Annotated in this window: 13 protein-coding genes; 7 read left to right on the forward strand and 6 right to left on the reverse strand. The window is 69.9% G+C overall.

What is annotated here, in order from left to right; all coding sequences use genetic code 11:
* The first annotated feature begins 8 nt into the window (after positions 1-8).
* The 5 genes from D457_RS0113785 (at position 9) to D457_RS0113805 (ending at position 7249) form a co-directional block, all read left to right on the forward strand.
* A complete protein-coding gene (locus D457_RS0113785; RefSeq protein ID WP_017581252.1) occupies positions 9-671 on the forward strand; it encodes a TetR/AcrR family transcriptional regulator in 663 nt (220 codons plus the stop codon).
* Positions 672-839: 168 nt separating this feature from the next.
* Positions 840-2171, forward strand: a complete 1332-nt coding sequence (locus D457_RS0113790) for an MFS transporter (protein WP_017581253.1) — start codon at positions 840-842, stop codon at positions 2169-2171.
* A gap of 53 nt (positions 2172-2224) precedes the next feature.
* A complete protein-coding gene (locus D457_RS0113795; RefSeq protein WP_017581254.1) occupies positions 2225-3262 on the forward strand; it encodes a nitronate monooxygenase in 1038 nt (345 codons plus the stop codon).
* A gap of 208 nt (positions 3263-3470) precedes the next feature.
* A complete protein-coding gene (locus tag D457_RS0113800; RefSeq protein ID WP_017581255.1) occupies positions 3471-4670 on the forward strand; it encodes an MFS transporter in 1200 nt (399 codons plus the stop codon).
* A gap of 158 nt (positions 4671-4828) precedes the next feature.
* Positions 4829-7249 (forward strand): penicillin acylase family protein, encoded by a 2421-nt coding sequence (locus D457_RS0113805; RefSeq protein ID WP_017581256.1) that lies wholly within the window; start codon positions 4829-4831, stop codon positions 7247-7249.
* Between the two features lie 142 nt (positions 7250-7391).
* Here the strand turns inward: D457_RS0113805 and D457_RS0113810 are convergent, their stop codons facing one another.
* A complete protein-coding gene (locus tag D457_RS0113810) occupies positions 7392-8264 on the reverse strand; it encodes an oxidoreductase (RefSeq protein ID WP_017581257.1) in 873 nt (290 codons plus the stop codon).
* A gap of 80 nt (positions 8265-8344) precedes the next feature.
* On the opposite strand from D457_RS0113810, the gene D457_RS0113815 reads away from it, so the two are divergent.
* The gene (locus D457_RS0113815; protein ID WP_026116629.1) at positions 8345-8956 is read left to right on the forward strand and encodes a TetR/AcrR family transcriptional regulator; all 612 of its coding nucleotides are present in this window, start codon (positions 8345-8347) and stop codon (positions 8954-8956) included.
* Positions 8957-9600: 644 nt separating this feature from the next.
* Here the strand turns inward: D457_RS0113815 and leuE are convergent.
* A complete protein-coding gene (gene leuE / locus D457_RS0113820; protein WP_017581259.1) occupies positions 9601-10263 on the reverse strand; it encodes a leucine efflux protein LeuE in 663 nt (220 codons plus the stop codon).
* A gap of 348 nt (positions 10264-10611) precedes the next feature.
* On the reverse strand, positions 10612-12363 hold the full coding sequence (locus D457_RS0113825) for an NAD+ synthase (RefSeq protein WP_193374500.1): 1752 nt from the start codon (positions 12361-12363) through the stop codon (positions 10612-10614).
* 587 nt (positions 12364-12950) lie between these two features.
* Here D457_RS0113825 and D457_RS0113830 point away from each other — a divergent pair.
* Positions 12951-14414, forward strand: a complete 1464-nt coding sequence (locus D457_RS0113830) for an alanine/glycine:cation symporter family protein (protein ID WP_017581262.1) — start codon at positions 12951-12953, stop codon at positions 14412-14414.
* Positions 14415-14609: 195 nt separating this feature from the next.
* Here the strand turns inward: D457_RS0113830 and D457_RS0113835 are convergent, their stop codons facing one another.
* The 3 genes from D457_RS0113835 to D457_RS0113845 form a co-directional block, all read right to left on the reverse strand.
* The gene (locus D457_RS0113835; RefSeq protein ID WP_017581263.1) at positions 14610-15380 is read right to left on the reverse strand and encodes a hypothetical protein; all 771 of its coding nucleotides are present in this window, start codon (positions 15378-15380) and stop codon (positions 14610-14612) included.
* A 144-nt stretch (positions 15381-15524) separates the two neighbouring features.
* On the reverse strand, positions 15525-16478 hold the full coding sequence (locus D457_RS0113840) for a M56 family metallopeptidase (RefSeq protein ID WP_017581264.1): 954 nt from the start codon (positions 16476-16478) through the stop codon (positions 15525-15527).
* On the reverse strand, positions 16475-16852 hold the full coding sequence (locus D457_RS0113845; protein WP_017581265.1) for a BlaI/MecI/CopY family transcriptional regulator: 378 nt from the start codon (positions 16850-16852) through the stop codon (positions 16475-16477). Before D457_RS0113845 ends, D457_RS0113840 begins: the two co-directional genes overlap by 4 nt.
* Positions 16853-16866: the final 14 nt, after the last annotated feature.

Genomic DNA, 16866 nt, shown 5'->3' on the forward strand with positions numbered 1-16866 from the left:
ATGCGAACATGTCCGTCGAGAGCACCGACCACCGCAAACGCCCCCGCCGCAGAGGGGAGGCCCTGGTCAACGCCATCCTCGAAGCCACCATCGAGGAACTGGCGGAGCACGGGTACGCGGCACTGACCATGGAGGGGGTCGCCGAGCGGGCCAGGGCGAGCAAGGCCTCCCTGTACCGGCGCTGGACCTCCCGGTCCACCCTGGTGATGGACGCGGTGTACCACCTGCTGCCCAACCCGTCGGACATCCCCGACACCGGTGAGCTGCGCGGTGACCTGCTGGTGCTACTGCGCCAGACCGCACAGACCCTCTCCGGGCCCGCCGGAGCGGCCCTGCGCGGGCTGCTCGGGGAGGCCCTGCCCTACCCGGAGCACGCGGTGGAGATCCGCTCCCGTTCCCAGGGGATGGGTCGGCAAATGATGGCGGAGGTCACCCGCCGGGCCGTGGCCCGGGGGGAGATCCCCGCCGAGGCCGCCGTGGGCCCCCGGTTGGAGGTGGGGCAGGCGCTGCTGCGCAACCACTTCCTGTTCCGGTTGGAGCCCATCCCCGACAGCCTGGTGGTGGAAATCGTGGACACGGTCCTGGTCCCGCTCTTCCACACGGTGCCGTACACCCCACCGCACAGCACCCGAGGTCCCGCGCCCGGACCGGCCTCGGAACTGGGCGCGTAGCCAGGTCGCAGCCGGGTCCAGGGCCGGGTCCGGGGCCAGGCGCCATGAACCGGTGGCAGGGGCCGGTTTAGGGGCGCCGCTGGAAAAACACGTGGAGTAGTCAGGCACGGGCTGTTAGCGTCGGCAAAATCCCAGCGGCCCCCGGGCCCTGACGGAAGCGGACCGCCTGTGGCCTCCACACCCCCTGCCAGTGAACCCTCTCCAACCGAACCCGCGGCCGCTGCCCCCCTACCGCAGGAAGAGCCTCGGTCCGCTCCCCCAACACCCCCGCCCGTCATCGAAGGCGGCCGGTTCTCGCTGCTGTCCAGGCTCAGCGTCTACACGCTGATCAGCACCGCGGCCGACTTCGCGTTCGGCGCGGTCTTCGTCACCGTGATCCTGGCACGCGGCGCCGACCCCTGGGCCGTGGGGCTGATCCTCGCCGGGGGCCACCTGATAGGCCTGGTCATGGAGGCGCCCAGCGGTGCCCTGGGTGACCGGTACGGCCACCGGCGGCTGCTGACGCTCGGCCTGCTGGTGTGGGGTACGGGTTTCGTGACCCTCGGGCTGACCGACGGGCTCGCGCTCACCGTGGTGGGTGTGTGCCTGGGCAACATCGGGATGTCGCTCAAGTCCGGCACCCTCAACGCGATCCTGATCAACCGGGTCGGTGAGCACGACCGGAACAACCGCATCACGCGGATCGTCCGGGTCGGAGCGATCTCCACCCGGGTGGGTTCGGTGCTGGGCGCGGCCTCGGTGATGGTGGCGGGGACGTGGGTGACCGCGGACGCGATGATCGCCGTGGGCGGTGTTCTGGTGCTGCTGCTGGCGGTGCTGGCCCCGGTGTGCTTCCCGCCGACCCCGGGGCAGTCGGACCGGCGGATCGGGACGATCGTGCTGGAGTCGGTGCTGCTGGTGGCCACCCGGCGGTTCGTTCCGCTGGTGGTGTTGGCGCTGTCCCTGATGTCGGCCACCATGCTGCTCGTGGTGTCCTGGCAGCCGATGCTGCTGGCCGAGTACGGCGGCGAGGACGTGCGGCTGAACGGTCTGGTCATGCTGCTGATGACGGTGTCCCTGACCGCCGGGGCGGTCTGCGCGCGCTGGGTGAACAAGGACCGCCCGCACGTGTGGGGTTCGGTGGCCTCGATGGGGATCGGGCTGCCGCTGGTCCTGGCCGCGTACGAGGTCGTCCCGCTGGTGGTGGGGCTGGTGGTGGCGGAGTTCCTGATCGGGTTGGGCGGCGTGCTGTCCGGGGTGTGGGCGCAGTTGATGTTCACCGACGCCAACCGGAACACCATGTTCTCGGCGGTGACGGTGGTGACCCTGCTCGGCAGTGCGCTCACGACCGGTTCGTTCGGCTGGATGTGGGATGTGTGGGGTATCTCCACCGCGGTGTCCGTGCTGGCGGTATTCGCCTTCGTGTGCTCGCTGGTCGCGCTGTTCCTGGCCCGAATCTTCCCGGAGTCCGCGGACTTCACCTGGGCGGTTCGGCAGAACCGGGCCGCCGCCCGGGGCTGAGCGCACCGCCTGTTAGCCTGCGGCCCAGTTCGCGAGTGAGAAGGCGAGACACCATGAACCTGCCCGAACTCCTCAGGGCGCGTCCGATCCTGCAGGCCCCGATGGCCGGGGGCACCTCCACCCCCGCTCTGGTGCACGCTGTGTCCGGGGCGGGCGGGCTGGGTTGGCTCGCCGCCGGGTACCTGTCCGCCCAGGCGCTGTCCGAGCAGATCGACGCGGTCCGGGAGCTGGGCACCGAGGTGTTCGGCGTGAACGTGTTCGTGCCCTCCGGCTCCCCCGCGCCTGCGCCCGCGGTCGAGGCCTACCGGGCCGAGCTGGCTGAGGACGCCCGCCGCCGCGAGGTGGAGGTCGGCCCGGCCACATATGACGACGACGCGTGGGAAGCCAAGCTCGACCTCCTGCTCTCCGCCGCCGTCCCGGTCGTGAGCTTCACGTTCGGCTGTCCGTCCGCTGAGGTTCTGGAGCGGCTGCGAGGTGCGGGGACGGCGACGGTCGTCACCGCCACCACCGTCGAGGAGGCGCGGACCGCGGTGGCCCGGGGTGCGGACGGGGTGTGTGTCCAGGGGGTGGAGGCCGGTGGGCACCGGGCCACCTTCGATCCCGCGCACGGCGATGACCAGCCGCTGTTGCAGCTGCTGCCCGAGGTCGTCCGTGCGGTGGAGGTGCCGGTGATCGCGGCTGGGGGCCTCATGACCGGCGCTGACATCGCAGCCGCGCGGGCCGCCGGGGCCGGCGCAGTCCAGCTGGGGACAGCCTTCCTGCGCTGCTCGGAGAGCGGTGCCCAGGCCGCGCACAAGGCCGCGCTGGCTGACCCCGCCTTCACCGAAACCGCGTTGACCTGGGCGTTCACCGGGCGTCCGGCCCGAGGGCTGAGCAACCGGTTCATGGGTGAGCACCGTAACGCCCCTGGGGCCTACCCCGAGGTGCACCACATGACCAAGCCGCTGCGGACCGCGGCGGCCAGGGCGGCCGACCCCGAGGGCATGGCCCTGTGGGCGGGCACGGGTTTCCGGCAGGCCGGGGAACTCCCCGCCGCGGACCTGGTCGCCCAGCTGCGCGCTGAGGCCACCGAGGCGGGCGCCCGCTTCTGACAGGCTCTCTCCCCCGGTGATCTTGCTACCAGGAGCAAGTTCGGCGCCGAACTTGCTCCTGGTAGCAAGATCACCGAAGGGGTGACGGTCAGAGTTGACCTGGGGCGGGCGGGCTCGCCGGATTCACCCTTCCCTGAGCGCTCCCGGGTTTGTCAGAGGCGAAAGTTAGGGTGGCGCCGCCCCGGCGACCACCACAGCGAGGACCCTCGTGACCGAGACCCCCGTCCAACGCCGTTCCCTGTGGCGGTTCAGCCGCGACGAACGCACCCTCGTCCTGGGTTCGCTGCTCAACTCCATGGCGTTCTTCGCGGCCCTGCCGTTCGCAGCGCTCTACCTGGCGGACCGCACGGAGCTGTCCGCCGCGGGGATCGGCGCGGTCGTGGGCGGTATTCCGATGATCGCGGCCTTCGGCGGGCTGCTGAGCGGGATGGTCGCCGACCGGTTCGGCGCGGTCCGGCTGATGCGCCTGGGTCTGCTGTTGAACGTGGTCGTCTACGGAGCTCTAGCCTTCGTCGCCGCGCCCGCCGCCGTCGTGATGCTCTTCCTGTCCCTGGGACTGGCACGCACGATGGTCGAGCCGAGCATGAAGAAGCTGCTGTCCCTGGCCGACACCGGTGACGGGCGCATCTTCCGGATCCGCTACATCACCCTGTGCATGGGTGCGATCGTCGGCCCGGCCGTGGGCGGTGTGCTCTACCACGCGAGCCCGGCGGCGTTCTTCCTGGCCCCGGCGGCTTTCTTCGCCCTGTACCTGGTGGTGGTCCTGGTCCGCGGCGGTGAGCTGTGCCGGTTGGAGACCGTCTCGACCATCACCGCCTCGGTCCCGTGGACGAGCGCCCTGCGCGATCCCCTGCTGATGGCCGCGATCGGCGCGGGCACCGTGGTCTTCCTGGTCATGGCGCAGATGGACACGTCCATCCCGCTGTACATGAAGAGCACCTACGGGGACAGCACGGAGTACCTGTTCGCGTCGCTGCTGGTGGTGAACGCCGCCCTGGCCCTGCTGGTGCAGCCCCCGGTGATCTGGCTGTCCGAACGCCTCGCCCGCGGCCCCCTGGTGCTCCTGGGTTGCGTGTTCTTCTCGGTCGCCTTCGTCTGCATCTGGCTGGGCACGACCAACGTGGTGCTGCTGTACGTGGCCATCGTGTTCTGGACCCTGGGCGAGGCGATCCTGCTCCCGCTGCCGGACATCGCGGTGCACTCCCTGGCCACGGACGACCGCAAGGGCACCTACTTCGGCCTGTCCGAGCTGCGCTACCTGGGTTTCTTCGTCGGCCCCGTCATGGGCGGGGTCCTCCTGGACCTGTCCGCGGCGGCCTACTTCGCCACCATGGCCGCCGTCGTCTTCCTGTGCGTCCCCCTGCTCCTGCGCTTCCCTAAGCCGGACCTACCAGTTGGTAACAATTAGAAAAGGGGAACACTGAGACCTAGAGCACGTGAGCCAGGACACCCTAAGGTTCCATCATGGGTGTATTGCGGAAGCGTGTCCTTCTTCGTGTTCTTTTGGGCCTTGTGGCCACTATTGCGTCCCTTGCGTTGATCGCATCGCTTCTGGGCGTTTGGGCGGTGCGGCAGTCGTTTCCGACGACCTCCGGGGAGCTGACCCTCTCCGAGCTCAGCGGACCGGTGACGGTGCTGCGGGACGGGCAGGGGGTGGCGCACGTGTACTCGGACAACGCCGAGGACCTGTTCGTCGCCCAGGGGTTCACGCACGCCCAGGACCGCTTCTGGGAGATGGACTTCCGCCGCCACGTCACGGCCGGGCGCACCGCCGAGCTCTTCGGTGAGGGTCAGGTGGAGACCGACATCTACCTGCGCACCATGGGCTGGCGGCGGGTCGCCGAGCAGGAGTACGACCTCCTGGAAGAGGACACCCAGCGCTACCTGGACGCCTACGCGGCCGGGGTGAACGCCTGGATCGACGACAACCAGGGGCTTTCAGCCAGCCTCGAATACGGGCTGCTCGGGATCACCGCGGACAACTACACCGTGGAGCCCTGGACGCCCGCGGACAGCCTCGCCTGGCTCAAGGCCATGGCCTGGGACCTGGGCGGCAACCTCCAGGCGGAGACCGAACGCGCCCAGCTGCTCGCCAAGGGGCTCGACCGGGAGATGATCGAGGAGCTCTTCCCGGCCTACCCGACCCAGCTGCACGCGCCCATCACCGACACCGACGGGCACAACGGGGCCGAGGTCGAGGCCGACCTGGGCCGCGCCCCCGAGCTTCCGGAGGACGCCCTCGCCGCGCTCGACGGGCTCTCCGAGATCCACGCGGCCATCCCGGACCTCCTGGGCCCGTCCACCAGCCCCGACCTGGGCTCCAACTCCTGGGTGGTCTCCGGAGAGCACACCGAGACCGGCTCGCCGCTGCTGACCAACGACCCCCACCTGGGCGCCTCCATGCCCTCCACCTGGTACCAGATGGGCCTGCACTGCACGGAGCTCACCGAGGCCTGCCCGTTCGACGTGAGCGGCTTCAGCTTCTCCGGCCTGCCCGGGGTGATCATCGGCCAGAACGAGTCCATCGCCTGGGGCTTCACCAACCTCAACCCCGACGTCATGGACCTGTACCTGGAGCAGGTAGACGGCGACGAGTACGTGGTGGACGGCGAGAAGCGACCGCTGGACGTCATCGAGGAGACCATCGTGGTCTCCGGCGGCGCCGACCGCGACCTGACCGTCCGCTCCACCCACCGCGGACCGATCCTGTCGACCACCGCCACCGGGTCCAACCTGAGCGAGATCGGCCAGAACCCGGGCGAGGGCGACGACGGCCCCTACCAGGTGTCCCTGCGCTGGACCGCGCTCCAGCCCGGCAGCGCCGCCGACGCCATCTTCGACATGAACCAGGCCCGTGACTGGGACGGCTTCCGCAGCGCGGCGAGCAAGTTCGACGTGCCCTCGCAGAACCTCATCTACGCGGACAACGAGGGCAACATCGGCTACCAGGCGCCCGGTCTGGTCCCGGTCCGCGGCCAGGGCGACGGCCGCTGGCCCGCCCCCGGCTGGGTCTCGGACTACGACTGGGAGGAGGAGTTCCTCCCCTTCGACGAGCTCCCCAGCGTGTACAACCCCGAGTCCGGGGTGATCGTCACCGCCAACCAGTCGGTGGTGGACGAGGACTACGAGCACTTTCTGACCGCCGACTGGGACTACGGCTACCGCGGCCAGCGCATCAACGACCTGATCGACGAGGCGATCGCCGAAGGCCCGGTGGGCGTGGCCGACATGGAGCGGATCCTGATGGACTCCCACCACGGGGCCGCCGTCGCGATCACCCCGTACCTGCTGGACACGGACGTGCGGGGGAGCACCGCCGAGGCCCAGGCCCTGCTGGAGGACTGGGACCACTTCAACGAACCCGACTCCGCCGGGGCCGCGTTCTACAACGCCACCTGGCGCCAGCTCCTGCCGCTGCTCTTCGACGAGCTCGGTGAGCTGGACATGAACAGCAGCTCGCGCGGCATGTACGTGGTGACCCGGCTCCTGGAGGACCCCGACAACGCCTGGTGGGACGGCAGCGGGGCCAGCGGCCGCGAGGAGGTGCTCGCCGCCGCCATGGACGCCGCCGTGGAAGAGCTCACCGAGCTTCTCGGCGACACCCCCGCCGACTGGCGCTGGGGCGACCTGCACACCCTCACCGCGACCCACGACTCCTTCGGCACCTCGGGGATCGGCCCGGTGGAGTGGCTGTTCAACCGCGGCCCGGTAGAGAGCTCGGGCGGTTCCAGCATCGTGAACGCGACCGGTTGGGACGCGGCCAAGGGCTACGGGATCACCGCGGTGCCGTCCATGCGCATGGTGGTGGACCTGGCCGACCGGGACGCCTCCACGTGGATCCACCTGACCGGTAACTCCGGGCACGCCTTCCACCCCAACTACGACGACCAGCTGGAGCTGTGGGCGCGGGGCGAGACCCTGCCCTGGGCGGTGACCGAGGAGGCGGTCCGGAAGGCCAGTACGGACGAGCTCACCCTCGTTCCGTGACCCTTGGCCCGACCGCGTAACCGAGACACCCGCCGACGAACCGGCCCCGGAGACACCCTGACCGTCTCCGGGGCCGTTCGCTCTTCAGCGCGAAACCGAGTTCTCCGGCGGAACACCGATTCCTACAGCGGGCAACCGGGTCCTACAGCGGGAACGAGGTTTCGGTCAGCTTCTCGGACAGCTCCCACAGCTGCCTTGCCGCTTCGGGGTCCTGGGCTGCCGTGCTCCGGCTGGACGGTCCGGGGGCGCCGTTCATGAACAACCCGGTGGGCCCGGCGAAGGCGGCGCCGGGAACATCCTGGGTGGCGGCGTAGACGGTGGGCAGGGCGCCGGCGGCGGCGCTCTGGGCGACGATCCGGTTGAGGACCCCCATGAACCGGTCCTCCAAGGGCTTACCGGTGCGGCCCTGGAGGTTGGTGGCCGCGTAACCCGGGTGCGCGGCGGTGGCCAGTACCGAGGAGTCGGCCGCGTCCAGCCTGCGCTGGAGTTCCAGGGTGAACAGCAGGTTGGCCAGCTTGGACTGCCCGTAGGCCCGATAGGGGGTGTAGCGCCCCTCCAGGTTCGGGTTGTCGAAGTCAATACGGTTGACCGCCCGGTGCATCCCGGAGGAGACGGTGACGACCCGCCCCGTGACGTGCGGAAGGAGGAGGTTGGTGAGGGCAAAGTGGCCCAGGTGGTTGACGCCGAACTGGGTCTCGAAGCCGTCCCTGGTGCGGCCCTCCGGGACGGCCATGAGACCGGCGTTGTTGATGAGGAGCGCGAGGTCGCCCTTCCACCCGTCGGCGAACTCGCGGACCGAGGCCAGGTCGGCCAGGTCCAGGCGGCGCACATCGGCCTCGCCCTCGACCTCGCGGGCGGCTTCCTCCCCCTTGGCGGTGTCGCGGACGGCCAGCACCACGCGAGCGCCGCGCCGGGCCAGGACCTTAGCGGTCTCCAGCCCCAGGCCGCTGTTGGCACCGGTGATGACGGCGGTGCTTCCGGTCAGGTCGGGCAGGCTCACGTTGGTTTCGCTCATACCGCAAACGTAGGCCCCGTTTCGGAAGTTGTCAATGACAACAATGATGGCGTTGTAAACATCCCGCTATGCTGGTGGACATGGCTGAACGTCCCTACCATCACGGCGACCTGCGCTCCACCCTGCTGACCAGCGCCGAGCGCACGCTCGCAGAGCGCGGCCCCGCGGCGCTCTCCCTACGCGAACTGGCCCGGGAGGCGGGCGTCAGCCACGCGGCTCCCGGCCGCCACTTCAAGGACAAACAGGCCCTGCTCGACGCCCTGGCGCTCAGCGGGTTCCAACGCCTCCAAGTCGCCCTGGAGCAGGCCAAAGACGCCCAGCGACAGGACTCCGCCGGGACGGACGGGACGGACACCGAGGGCTACCTGCTAGCCCTGGCCCGCGCCTACATGGGCTTCGCGCTGCCCAACGCCGCCCTGCTGGATTTGATGTACGCGCGCAAGCACGACAGCGACATCTCCGAGCAGCTCGCCGCCGCCGTCGGCGACCTGCTCGCCATCGTCCTGAACGCCATCGCCGAGGGCCAGCGCGCCGGGGAGATCGTCGAGGGCGACCCCGGGGCCATCGCCTTCACCGTGGCCTCGACCCTGCACGGCTTCGCGTCCTTCAGCGCCAACAACACCGTGGAGGACGTCGACGGGAGCCTGAAGGACGTCGTGCACTTCCTGATGACCGGGCTCAGCCCACGCTGAGTGACGCCCCCGCCTGACCCCGCGGGCGGAGAGCGGCGCCGAGGCCGCCCTGGCGCCCACCTTCCGCGCGGCCCCGAAGGGGTGACGCGACGAAGGCCCACCGGGTGTTCCCGGTGGGCCTTCGTGATGCTGAGGGGCCGGTGCGGCGGTCGCCTCACGGCGGGTGGCACAACAGGGCTCCTGCCACCGCTAAGGTGCGGTATTCCCTGAAGGCGTTGTTTAGAGCCCGGGGGACACTTAAACCGCACCGACCCGCCTCGTGTAACGGCAGTACCCATGGAGCTATTCCGCGACCCCGGAGAGTTTTCTGGAAATCTTGGATCGCCCCGTCGGGATGTCGGCGATGCCCCCCTTTCACCCTTGCGTGGGTGCGGTCACCCGCCTGATTCCGGCTGACGATCGCCTCACCCCGGCTGTTGCTCGAAAGCCTGGGCTGACGGCGCAGGACAACGAGGCCAGCGCCCAGATCAGCGAAGGGTCGGGCAGGCCCTCGGGGCGGCCTGGACCGTGAAACGGCACGACAACTCCTGTGGTGAACGCGAGCGAGCGCGGGTGGCCGGGGCAGGAACCTTCCTACCGTGCCGCGCCGACACCCAGCCGCGCCCACCGACCACCGCCCGTCTCAGGCTCGGGCCCAGTTCCGGTCAGGCGCTGCTGACGGACAGTTTCACCGCGAACCCCAGGAACAGCGCGCCCGCCGCCGAAGTGGCCCCTGCGGAGAGCCGCCTGCGCCGCCCGAAGGCGGCGGCCAGCCGGGTCCCGCTGAAGATCAGCACGGACAGGTACACGAAACTGAGGAACTGGAGCAGGAAGCCCAGCACCAGGAAGGACAGCGCCGGGTAGGCGTAGGCCGGATCGACGAACTGCACGAAGAAGGAGATCAGGAAGAGGATCACCTTCGGGTTGAACAGGGACACCACGAGCGCTCTGCGGAAGGGGCGCTCCCGGTCGGCCGGGCCCGTCTCCGCGTCAGCGGCCCGTTGGTCCTCGGCCCGCTGGTACCGGGAGGTCCACATGGCGTAGGCGGAACGCAGCATCCCGATCGCCATCCAGATCAGGTAGGCGGCGCCCACGTACTTCACTATCGCGAAGAGCAATGGGTTGGTCTGGAGGAGTGTGGCCGCACCGGCCGCCGCGAGCAGCATCAGTACCGTGTCGCCGGTGAAGACGCCCGCGGCCGCCTTGTACCCGGTGCGGGTACCGCTGCGCGCGGCGACGGAGAGCACGTAGAGCGAGTTGGGCCCCGGCAAGAGGATGATCAGGATGAGCCCCGCCAGATAGGCCGGCAGGTCGGTGATACCGAGCATGGGCGGAGTGTTTCATCCGACCACCGGACGCCGGTACCCCGAACGCCTTTTTGTGACCGATCCCCTGGTCAGCACGGCCCGGGCCCGTCTGTCGCCCGGTGAGGCGGGTGCAATGCCTCCATACGAAGAGCCCTACTTCGCGGCCCGGGGACGGAGGCGTTCGCCGGTGCGCACGCAGTGCTCGGAACCGGCGCCGCGGGGGCACCTGACCACGTTCCGGTGTTCAGGCGCCCAGCGCGGGCCATCGTCGTCGACGCTCTGTCGGCGGCGCTCTGTCCTCGGGGCACCGGCACCGCCACCGGAAGGAGCCCGGGTGCCCGCAGTCACTCCGGGGCGGGCATCACCGGGTCAGACCAGCCACCGGTTGGTGATCGGCAGGCGCCGGTCCCGGCCCAGATTGCGTTTGGTGATCTTGGGGCCGGGCGGGTACTGGCGGCGCTGGTGCTCCGCCCGGTCGACCAGGCGTACGACGTGGCGTACCAGGTCGGGATCGAATCCCGCGGCGGTCAGCGCCGCGACGCCCTGGTCGGTGCCGATGTAGGCGTCCAGCAGCCCGTCGAGCATCTCGTGGTCCGGCAGCCCCGGGAACGCGTCGAGTGTCCCCCGGCCGCTGACGGGGTTACGGGCGAGGGAGCCCTCCGGAATCGGCGGCGTGCCGCCCCGGCGATCCTCCTCGGTGTTACGCCAGTGGGCCAGCTCCCACACCAGGGTCTTCCAACAGTCCATGAGCGGTGCGTACGCCCCCATGGCGTCACCGTGGTGGACGCACGACCCCGTCGCCAGTTCGGTCTTGTTGCCCTTGGCCAGGACCAGGTGCCCCTCCTGCCGGGACAGGGCCGTGATGAGGGTTCCCCGCGCCTGGTCCAGGAGGTCCTCCCGGCGGTCCCGTCCGACGTCGATCGTCGAATCCAACGCCTGAAGCAGCTGGCCCAAGGGGTAGAGGCGTCGGGTGAGGCCCAGCCGCTTGATCAGCTCCTCGGCGTCGTCCAGGCTCTCACCGCCGGATTCCGGGTCCGGCATGACCAGGGCGTGTACGTTCTGCGCCCCGATCGCGTCGGCCGCGATCGTCGCGGTGAGCGCGGAGTCCGCGCCGCCGGAGACGCTCACCAGGGCGGAGGTGAACCCGTTCTTGCCGACGTGGTCGCGTACACCCGTGACCAGCGCCGTGTAGATCTCACCGAGGTCGTTCATGGCCTCTCGGCGCGGGGTCACGACCGGGGGAGACGGGTCGTAGGGGGCGGGCGGCTGTTCCGAGACCGTGTACCGGACGACTCGGAAGCCGGCCGCGTCCGTGACTGCCGGCGCGGTGTCCTGCGCCTGGGGCAGGTCCATGTCGGTGACCAGCAGGGATTCCTCGAACTGGGGTGCGCGGGCGACGAGTTCGCCGTCGGCGTCGACGACGAGGGAATCGCCCTCGAAGACCAGGCCGTCCTGGCCTCCGGTCATGTTGACATAGCCGATGGCGGCACCGATCTCCCGTGCGCGCCGCTGGCACAGTACGAGCCGTACGTCGTCCTTGTGCCGCTCGTAGGGGGACCCGTTGAGGGTGACGAGCATCCCCACCCCCGCTTCGGCGACCGCGGCGACGGGGCCGCCGTCCTGCCACAGGTCCTCGCAGATGGCGAAGGCGATGTCGGCTCCGTGCAACCGGAGCACCGGCAGGGTGTCCCCGGGGACGAAGTACCGGAACTCGTCGAAGACCCCGTAGTTGGGCAGGTGGTGTTTGGCCGACACGAGCCGGATCCGGCCCCGGTGCAGCACCGCGAGCGAGTTCTGCGGGGCCCCTGAGGGCTGGCCGAAGCGGGGCCCCGGCCCCTGTCGCCGGTTCAGGAAGCCGACGACCGTCGGCAGGTGTCCGAGTCCTTCCTCGGCGAGCCTCTCGGCGAGCCGGTGGGTGGCCTTGGTGGAGGCGGAGACGAAACCGTCCCGCAGGGCGAGGTCCTCGACCGAGTACCCCGTGACGACCATCTCGGGGAAGACCGCGAGATGGGCTCCAGCGTCGCTCGCCTGACGAGCATGAGCGACGACGCTGTCGCAATTACCTTCCAGATCCCCCACAACCGGGTTGATCTGGGCCAGAGCTATACGAAGTTGCACCACGGCGGCGACAGTAGCGAATGAGTTAACACGGGTGCAACATGTCTCATATTTATAACATTGGAAATTTCGGACTAGCCAACTCGGGGCGGAACATGCATCAAGGCACCATTTTCACGGCACCAAAGTGATATGAACCACAACCCTTCTTTGCAGTTTTGGGCCTGCCGACCCCCTGGAACCCCACTCACCCGACCCCGTGCAGGACCGCCCGAAATACCGACAAACCCCCAGCCCAAAGGCGGTTCCTCGGATCCCGCCCCCGGCTCGCCGCCGACCACGGACACCCCGGGAGGCCCCACCGGGCATCACCCACGGGCCTTCGCACCAAAAATTCCGAATCCGATTCTAATGTGACCCATCTTGCAATTTGCGAGCTTTTGCTTTTATCTAGTCCACGGCCCGCCCACCTCTCGGCCGCCCAGGGCTCCCCGATCGGCGAAGACCTCGCCTATTCGGCATGCCCTGTGTCCGGACACCGCAGATCACAGCGCACCAAATCCCATCCCCCTCCCTGACAGCCGCGGAACACGAACCGGTCGCGGAGCGAGACAACGCCGTCTCCGCCGACGACGAAGGGAAGACCCCCTGTGGGTACCATCAACTCGGGCATCGTCGCCTTCAACGACGGGCTCTGGGCCTATCTGCTCATCCCCCTCCTGATCGTCCTCAGCCTGTACTTCACGGTGCGTTCGGGCGCCGTGCAGTTCCGGCTGCTCCCGGCGATGTTCAGGGCCATACGGGAGGACCCCGGCCTCACCAGCGACGGCGGCCGGCCCATCTCCGCCTTCCAGGCCTTCGCGGTGTCCGCCGCCGCACGCATCGGAACCGGGAACATCGTCGGAGTGGCCACCGCCATCGCGCTCGGCGGCCCCGGAGCGATCTTCTGGATGTGGGTGATGGCGCTGCTCGTGGGCGCGGCGAGCTTCGTCGAGTCCACGCTCGCCCAGCTGTACAAGGTCGGTGGGAAGGGCCTGTACCACGGCGGTCCCGCCTACTACATGGAACGCGGGCTCGGGTCCCGCTGGATGGGTGTGCTCTTCGCCGTCGTGATCACCGTGACCTTCGGTTTCGTGTTCACCAGCGTGCAGAGCAACACGATCTCCACCGCGATCGCCAACACGGCCTCCGCCGTCACCGGCGCCGAGAGCGCCTGGTGGCTCCCGTACGCGGTCGGCGTGGTGCTCGCCGTCTCCACCGGCGTGATCATCTTCGGCGGCGCCCGGCGGATCGCCCGGACCGCGACGATGCTGGTCCCCTTCATGGCGGCGGTCTACCTGCTCATGGGCCTGGCCGTGGTGGCGATGAACATCGACCAGATCCCCGCCGTGATGACCGACATCGTCATGCACGCCTTCGGGCTCCGCGAGATCGCCGCGGGCGGGATCGGCACCGCGATCGTGCAGGGCGTTCGACGCGGCATGTTCTCCAACGAGGCGGGGCTCGGCTCGGCACCCAACGCGGCCGCGAGCGCCTCGGTCAGCCACCCGGTCAAACAGGGGCTCGTGCAAACACTGGGCGTCTACTTCGACACCCTCGTCGTCTGTTCCACCACGGCCTTCATCGTTCTGCTGTCCGACCCGACCTACACCGAAGGGGCCGGTCCGACACTGACCCAGAACGCCCTGGAGGCCAACCTCGGATCCTGGGCGCTGCACCTGCTCACCCTGATCATCCTGCTGGTGGCGTTCACCTCGGTGCTCGGAAACACCTTCTACGGCTCGGCCAACGTGGGTTACCTGACGTCGAACGCGAACGTCATGACCGTGTTCCGCCTGTCGGTGGTCCTGGTGACGTTCCTGGGCGCGATCGGATCGAGCAGTCTGATCTGGAACCTGGCCGACACCACCATGGGGCTGATGGCCCTGGTCAACCTCGCGGCGCTCGCCCTGCTGGCCCCGACCGCCTGCCGGCTGCTCACCGACTTCGTCGAACAGCGCAGGAGGGGTGAGGACCCGGTGTTCACCAGGGACCGCATGCCCGACCTGACCGGTGTCGAGTGCTGGGACCAGGAGGAGTTGGCCCGCCTCAGGAAGGCCTCCGCCAGGGCCTGACCCTCACAGCGCAGCGCGGGCCCCGCTGTCCAGGGGTGCGGTGTCGCGGTGGCGACCCACTCCTCCGTCACTCGCCACCCCGGTCAACCATTGACCTGTCGGACCGCGCTCACGGGGCGGCCGGAGCGGGGGCCGTCCCGGTGAGGGCCCGGTTCAGCGGGGACGCGAGCCGGTTCTCCGGCACCGGGGCGGGCCTCAGCGCTGGCCCGGTGGCCCGGTGTTCTCGGGGTCAACGGCCTGGTCATCGGCGTCCCCGGGGGTGTCGGGCGCAACAGGGCAGGCTCCGGAGTCGGCGGAGACCGGCTCGTCCAGGGTGACCAGGTCCAGGAGCTGGCGGGAATCCGAGAGGGCTTCGGCCAGTTCGGTCTGTCCGGCCTCCGACATCTCGAAGAACGCGTTCTCGATCCAGCCCCGGGTGGTCGCCAGCCAGGTGACCACCCGGTCGTCGCGGGCCCGGGGCACGGTGTGCGCGACCTGGCCGACCAGGTCGGCCAGGGCCCACAGGGCCTGCGGGGTGTTCCGGCCCCACCAGGCATCCAGGTAGGGGGCGAGGTCGTCACCGGTCTCGGCCAGGGTGTCCAGGGGAGCGTCGGGGCGTTCCGTGCCGGCGAGTCCGTCCTCCCACCAGACGGACAGGCAGGTGCGGAGCGCGTCGCGTTCGTCCTCGGGCCAGTCCGTCCACCCGGCCTGGTGGAGTTTGGCAAACAGCCCGTGGAGGTCGCCCTCGCCGCGCAGGGCGAGTTCGAGCAGCCGGGGGAGGAAATGGCGCAGGTCGTCCACGTCGCCCCAGGTGTTGAGGGCCTTGTGGGAGAACCGGCGCAGCCGTTCGGCGTCCAGTTCCCGCAGCGGCGCCCCGAGCAGGTCACGGTGGTCGTTCTCGGTGACGCAGTGCTGGCAGCCCTCCACCCTCGCGGGTCGGGGGTAGCACGCGAACACCCGGTAGACGTTCTCGATCTCGCTCCGCACGACCCCAGGATGACCCAATCGCACCTGATTCCGCTACGGGTCGACCCGGGTGTTGGGGGTATCGGCCCCACCGGAGCCTCCCGTCGCCCCCGGTGCCTGCCCTCGGGGCCCGGTGTCCGGGGCGGTACCGCCGGGTCCGCCTGCTCAGCCCACGCAGTCGCAGTACGGCAGCACGATGTTGAGCAGGGTGGCCAGCGCGGTCAGGGCCAACGGCAGCACCACCACCAGCGCCGCGGCGGCGTTGGCGGCCCACCCCACCGGGGGCTGCGCGGGCTGGAGTTGGCGGCGCACCCGCCGCACCGGGCACGCTCCGGCTGCGGCCAGGGCCGGTTCCGTGCCCTGAGTACGGGGTTGGGCGCGGGCCATAACCCCCAGGGCGTGGGCCAGGACGTGGGGTCCGGTTTCCCGCGCCGCCTGGTCGTCCGCGGCCCACTCGACCAGTTCCGGGAGTTCGGACGCGGCGGCCCGGAGCAGGGGGACCGCGGGAAAGGCATGGTCGAGCAGCCTGGCCCAGCCCACGAGGATGTGGTGGCGGCCGGACAGGTGTGCGCGTTCGTGGGCCAGGACAGCGCTCAGCTCAGCAGGAGTGAGACTGTCCAGGGCCCCTTGGGTCACGACGATGCCGAACTGGCGGCCGGGCAGACAGTAGGCCGCCGTCTCGCTGGTGGGCAGTACCCAGACGCGGTCCGTGTGGACGGTGCGGAGTCGCCCACCCGACTGCAGCCTGCGTACGTGTTCCCTGGTCCAGGCGTTGCCTGCGGAACGGCGGCGCAGCGCCGTCCAGGTCAGCCGCGCCAGTCCGACCGCGCCCAGGAGCAGCGCGGTGAGGACACCGTTCTCGGCACCGTTGTCGTGGATCGCCTGGAGGAGGTCCACACAGGCGAAGACGAACGACTTCACCCCCGGCCCCATCACCCGGGTGACAAGGATGGCCAGCAGGAGGAAGCAGGCCAGGAGCCACAGTGCCGTGGCGAGGGTCCATAAGTGCACCATGACCCGTGCCGTGGGCCGCGCCCGCCTCTGGAAGCCCCGCAGGACGCGGGGCCCGACGACGCTCCAGAGCAGGAGGGCGGCCAAGGCGCCCAGGGACCAGATCATGGGTTCTCCCGCCGGGGGATGTCGGAGAGCAGGTCGCGCAGGACGTCCAGGTCCTGGGGGTCCATCCGGTCGACGAAGCGCAGGAGGGCGGTGTGTGCGTCACCGCTGTCGTCCAAGGCGCCGTGCATCCGGTCCGCGGCGTGTGAGGCGCGGTCCCGGAGCGGTCGGTAGAACCACAGGCGCCCGATCCGCTCCCGCTCGACCCACTCCTTGCGGCGCAGGTTCTCCAACACCGTGGAGACGGTCGTGTAGGCGGGGTCCCGGGCAGCCAGCGCCTCGACCACCTCGCGCACGCTCATGGGCGAGCCCCCGGCCCACAGGGCCTCGACCACCTCGGTTTCCAGGGGCCCGAGCCCCGGGGCCTCTCCACTCATGGACCACCACTTGT

This window comes from Nocardiopsis valliformis DSM 45023, from assembly GCF_000340985.1.
Lineage (GTDB): Bacteria > Actinomycetota > Actinomycetes > Streptosporangiales > Streptosporangiaceae > Nocardiopsis > Nocardiopsis exhalans.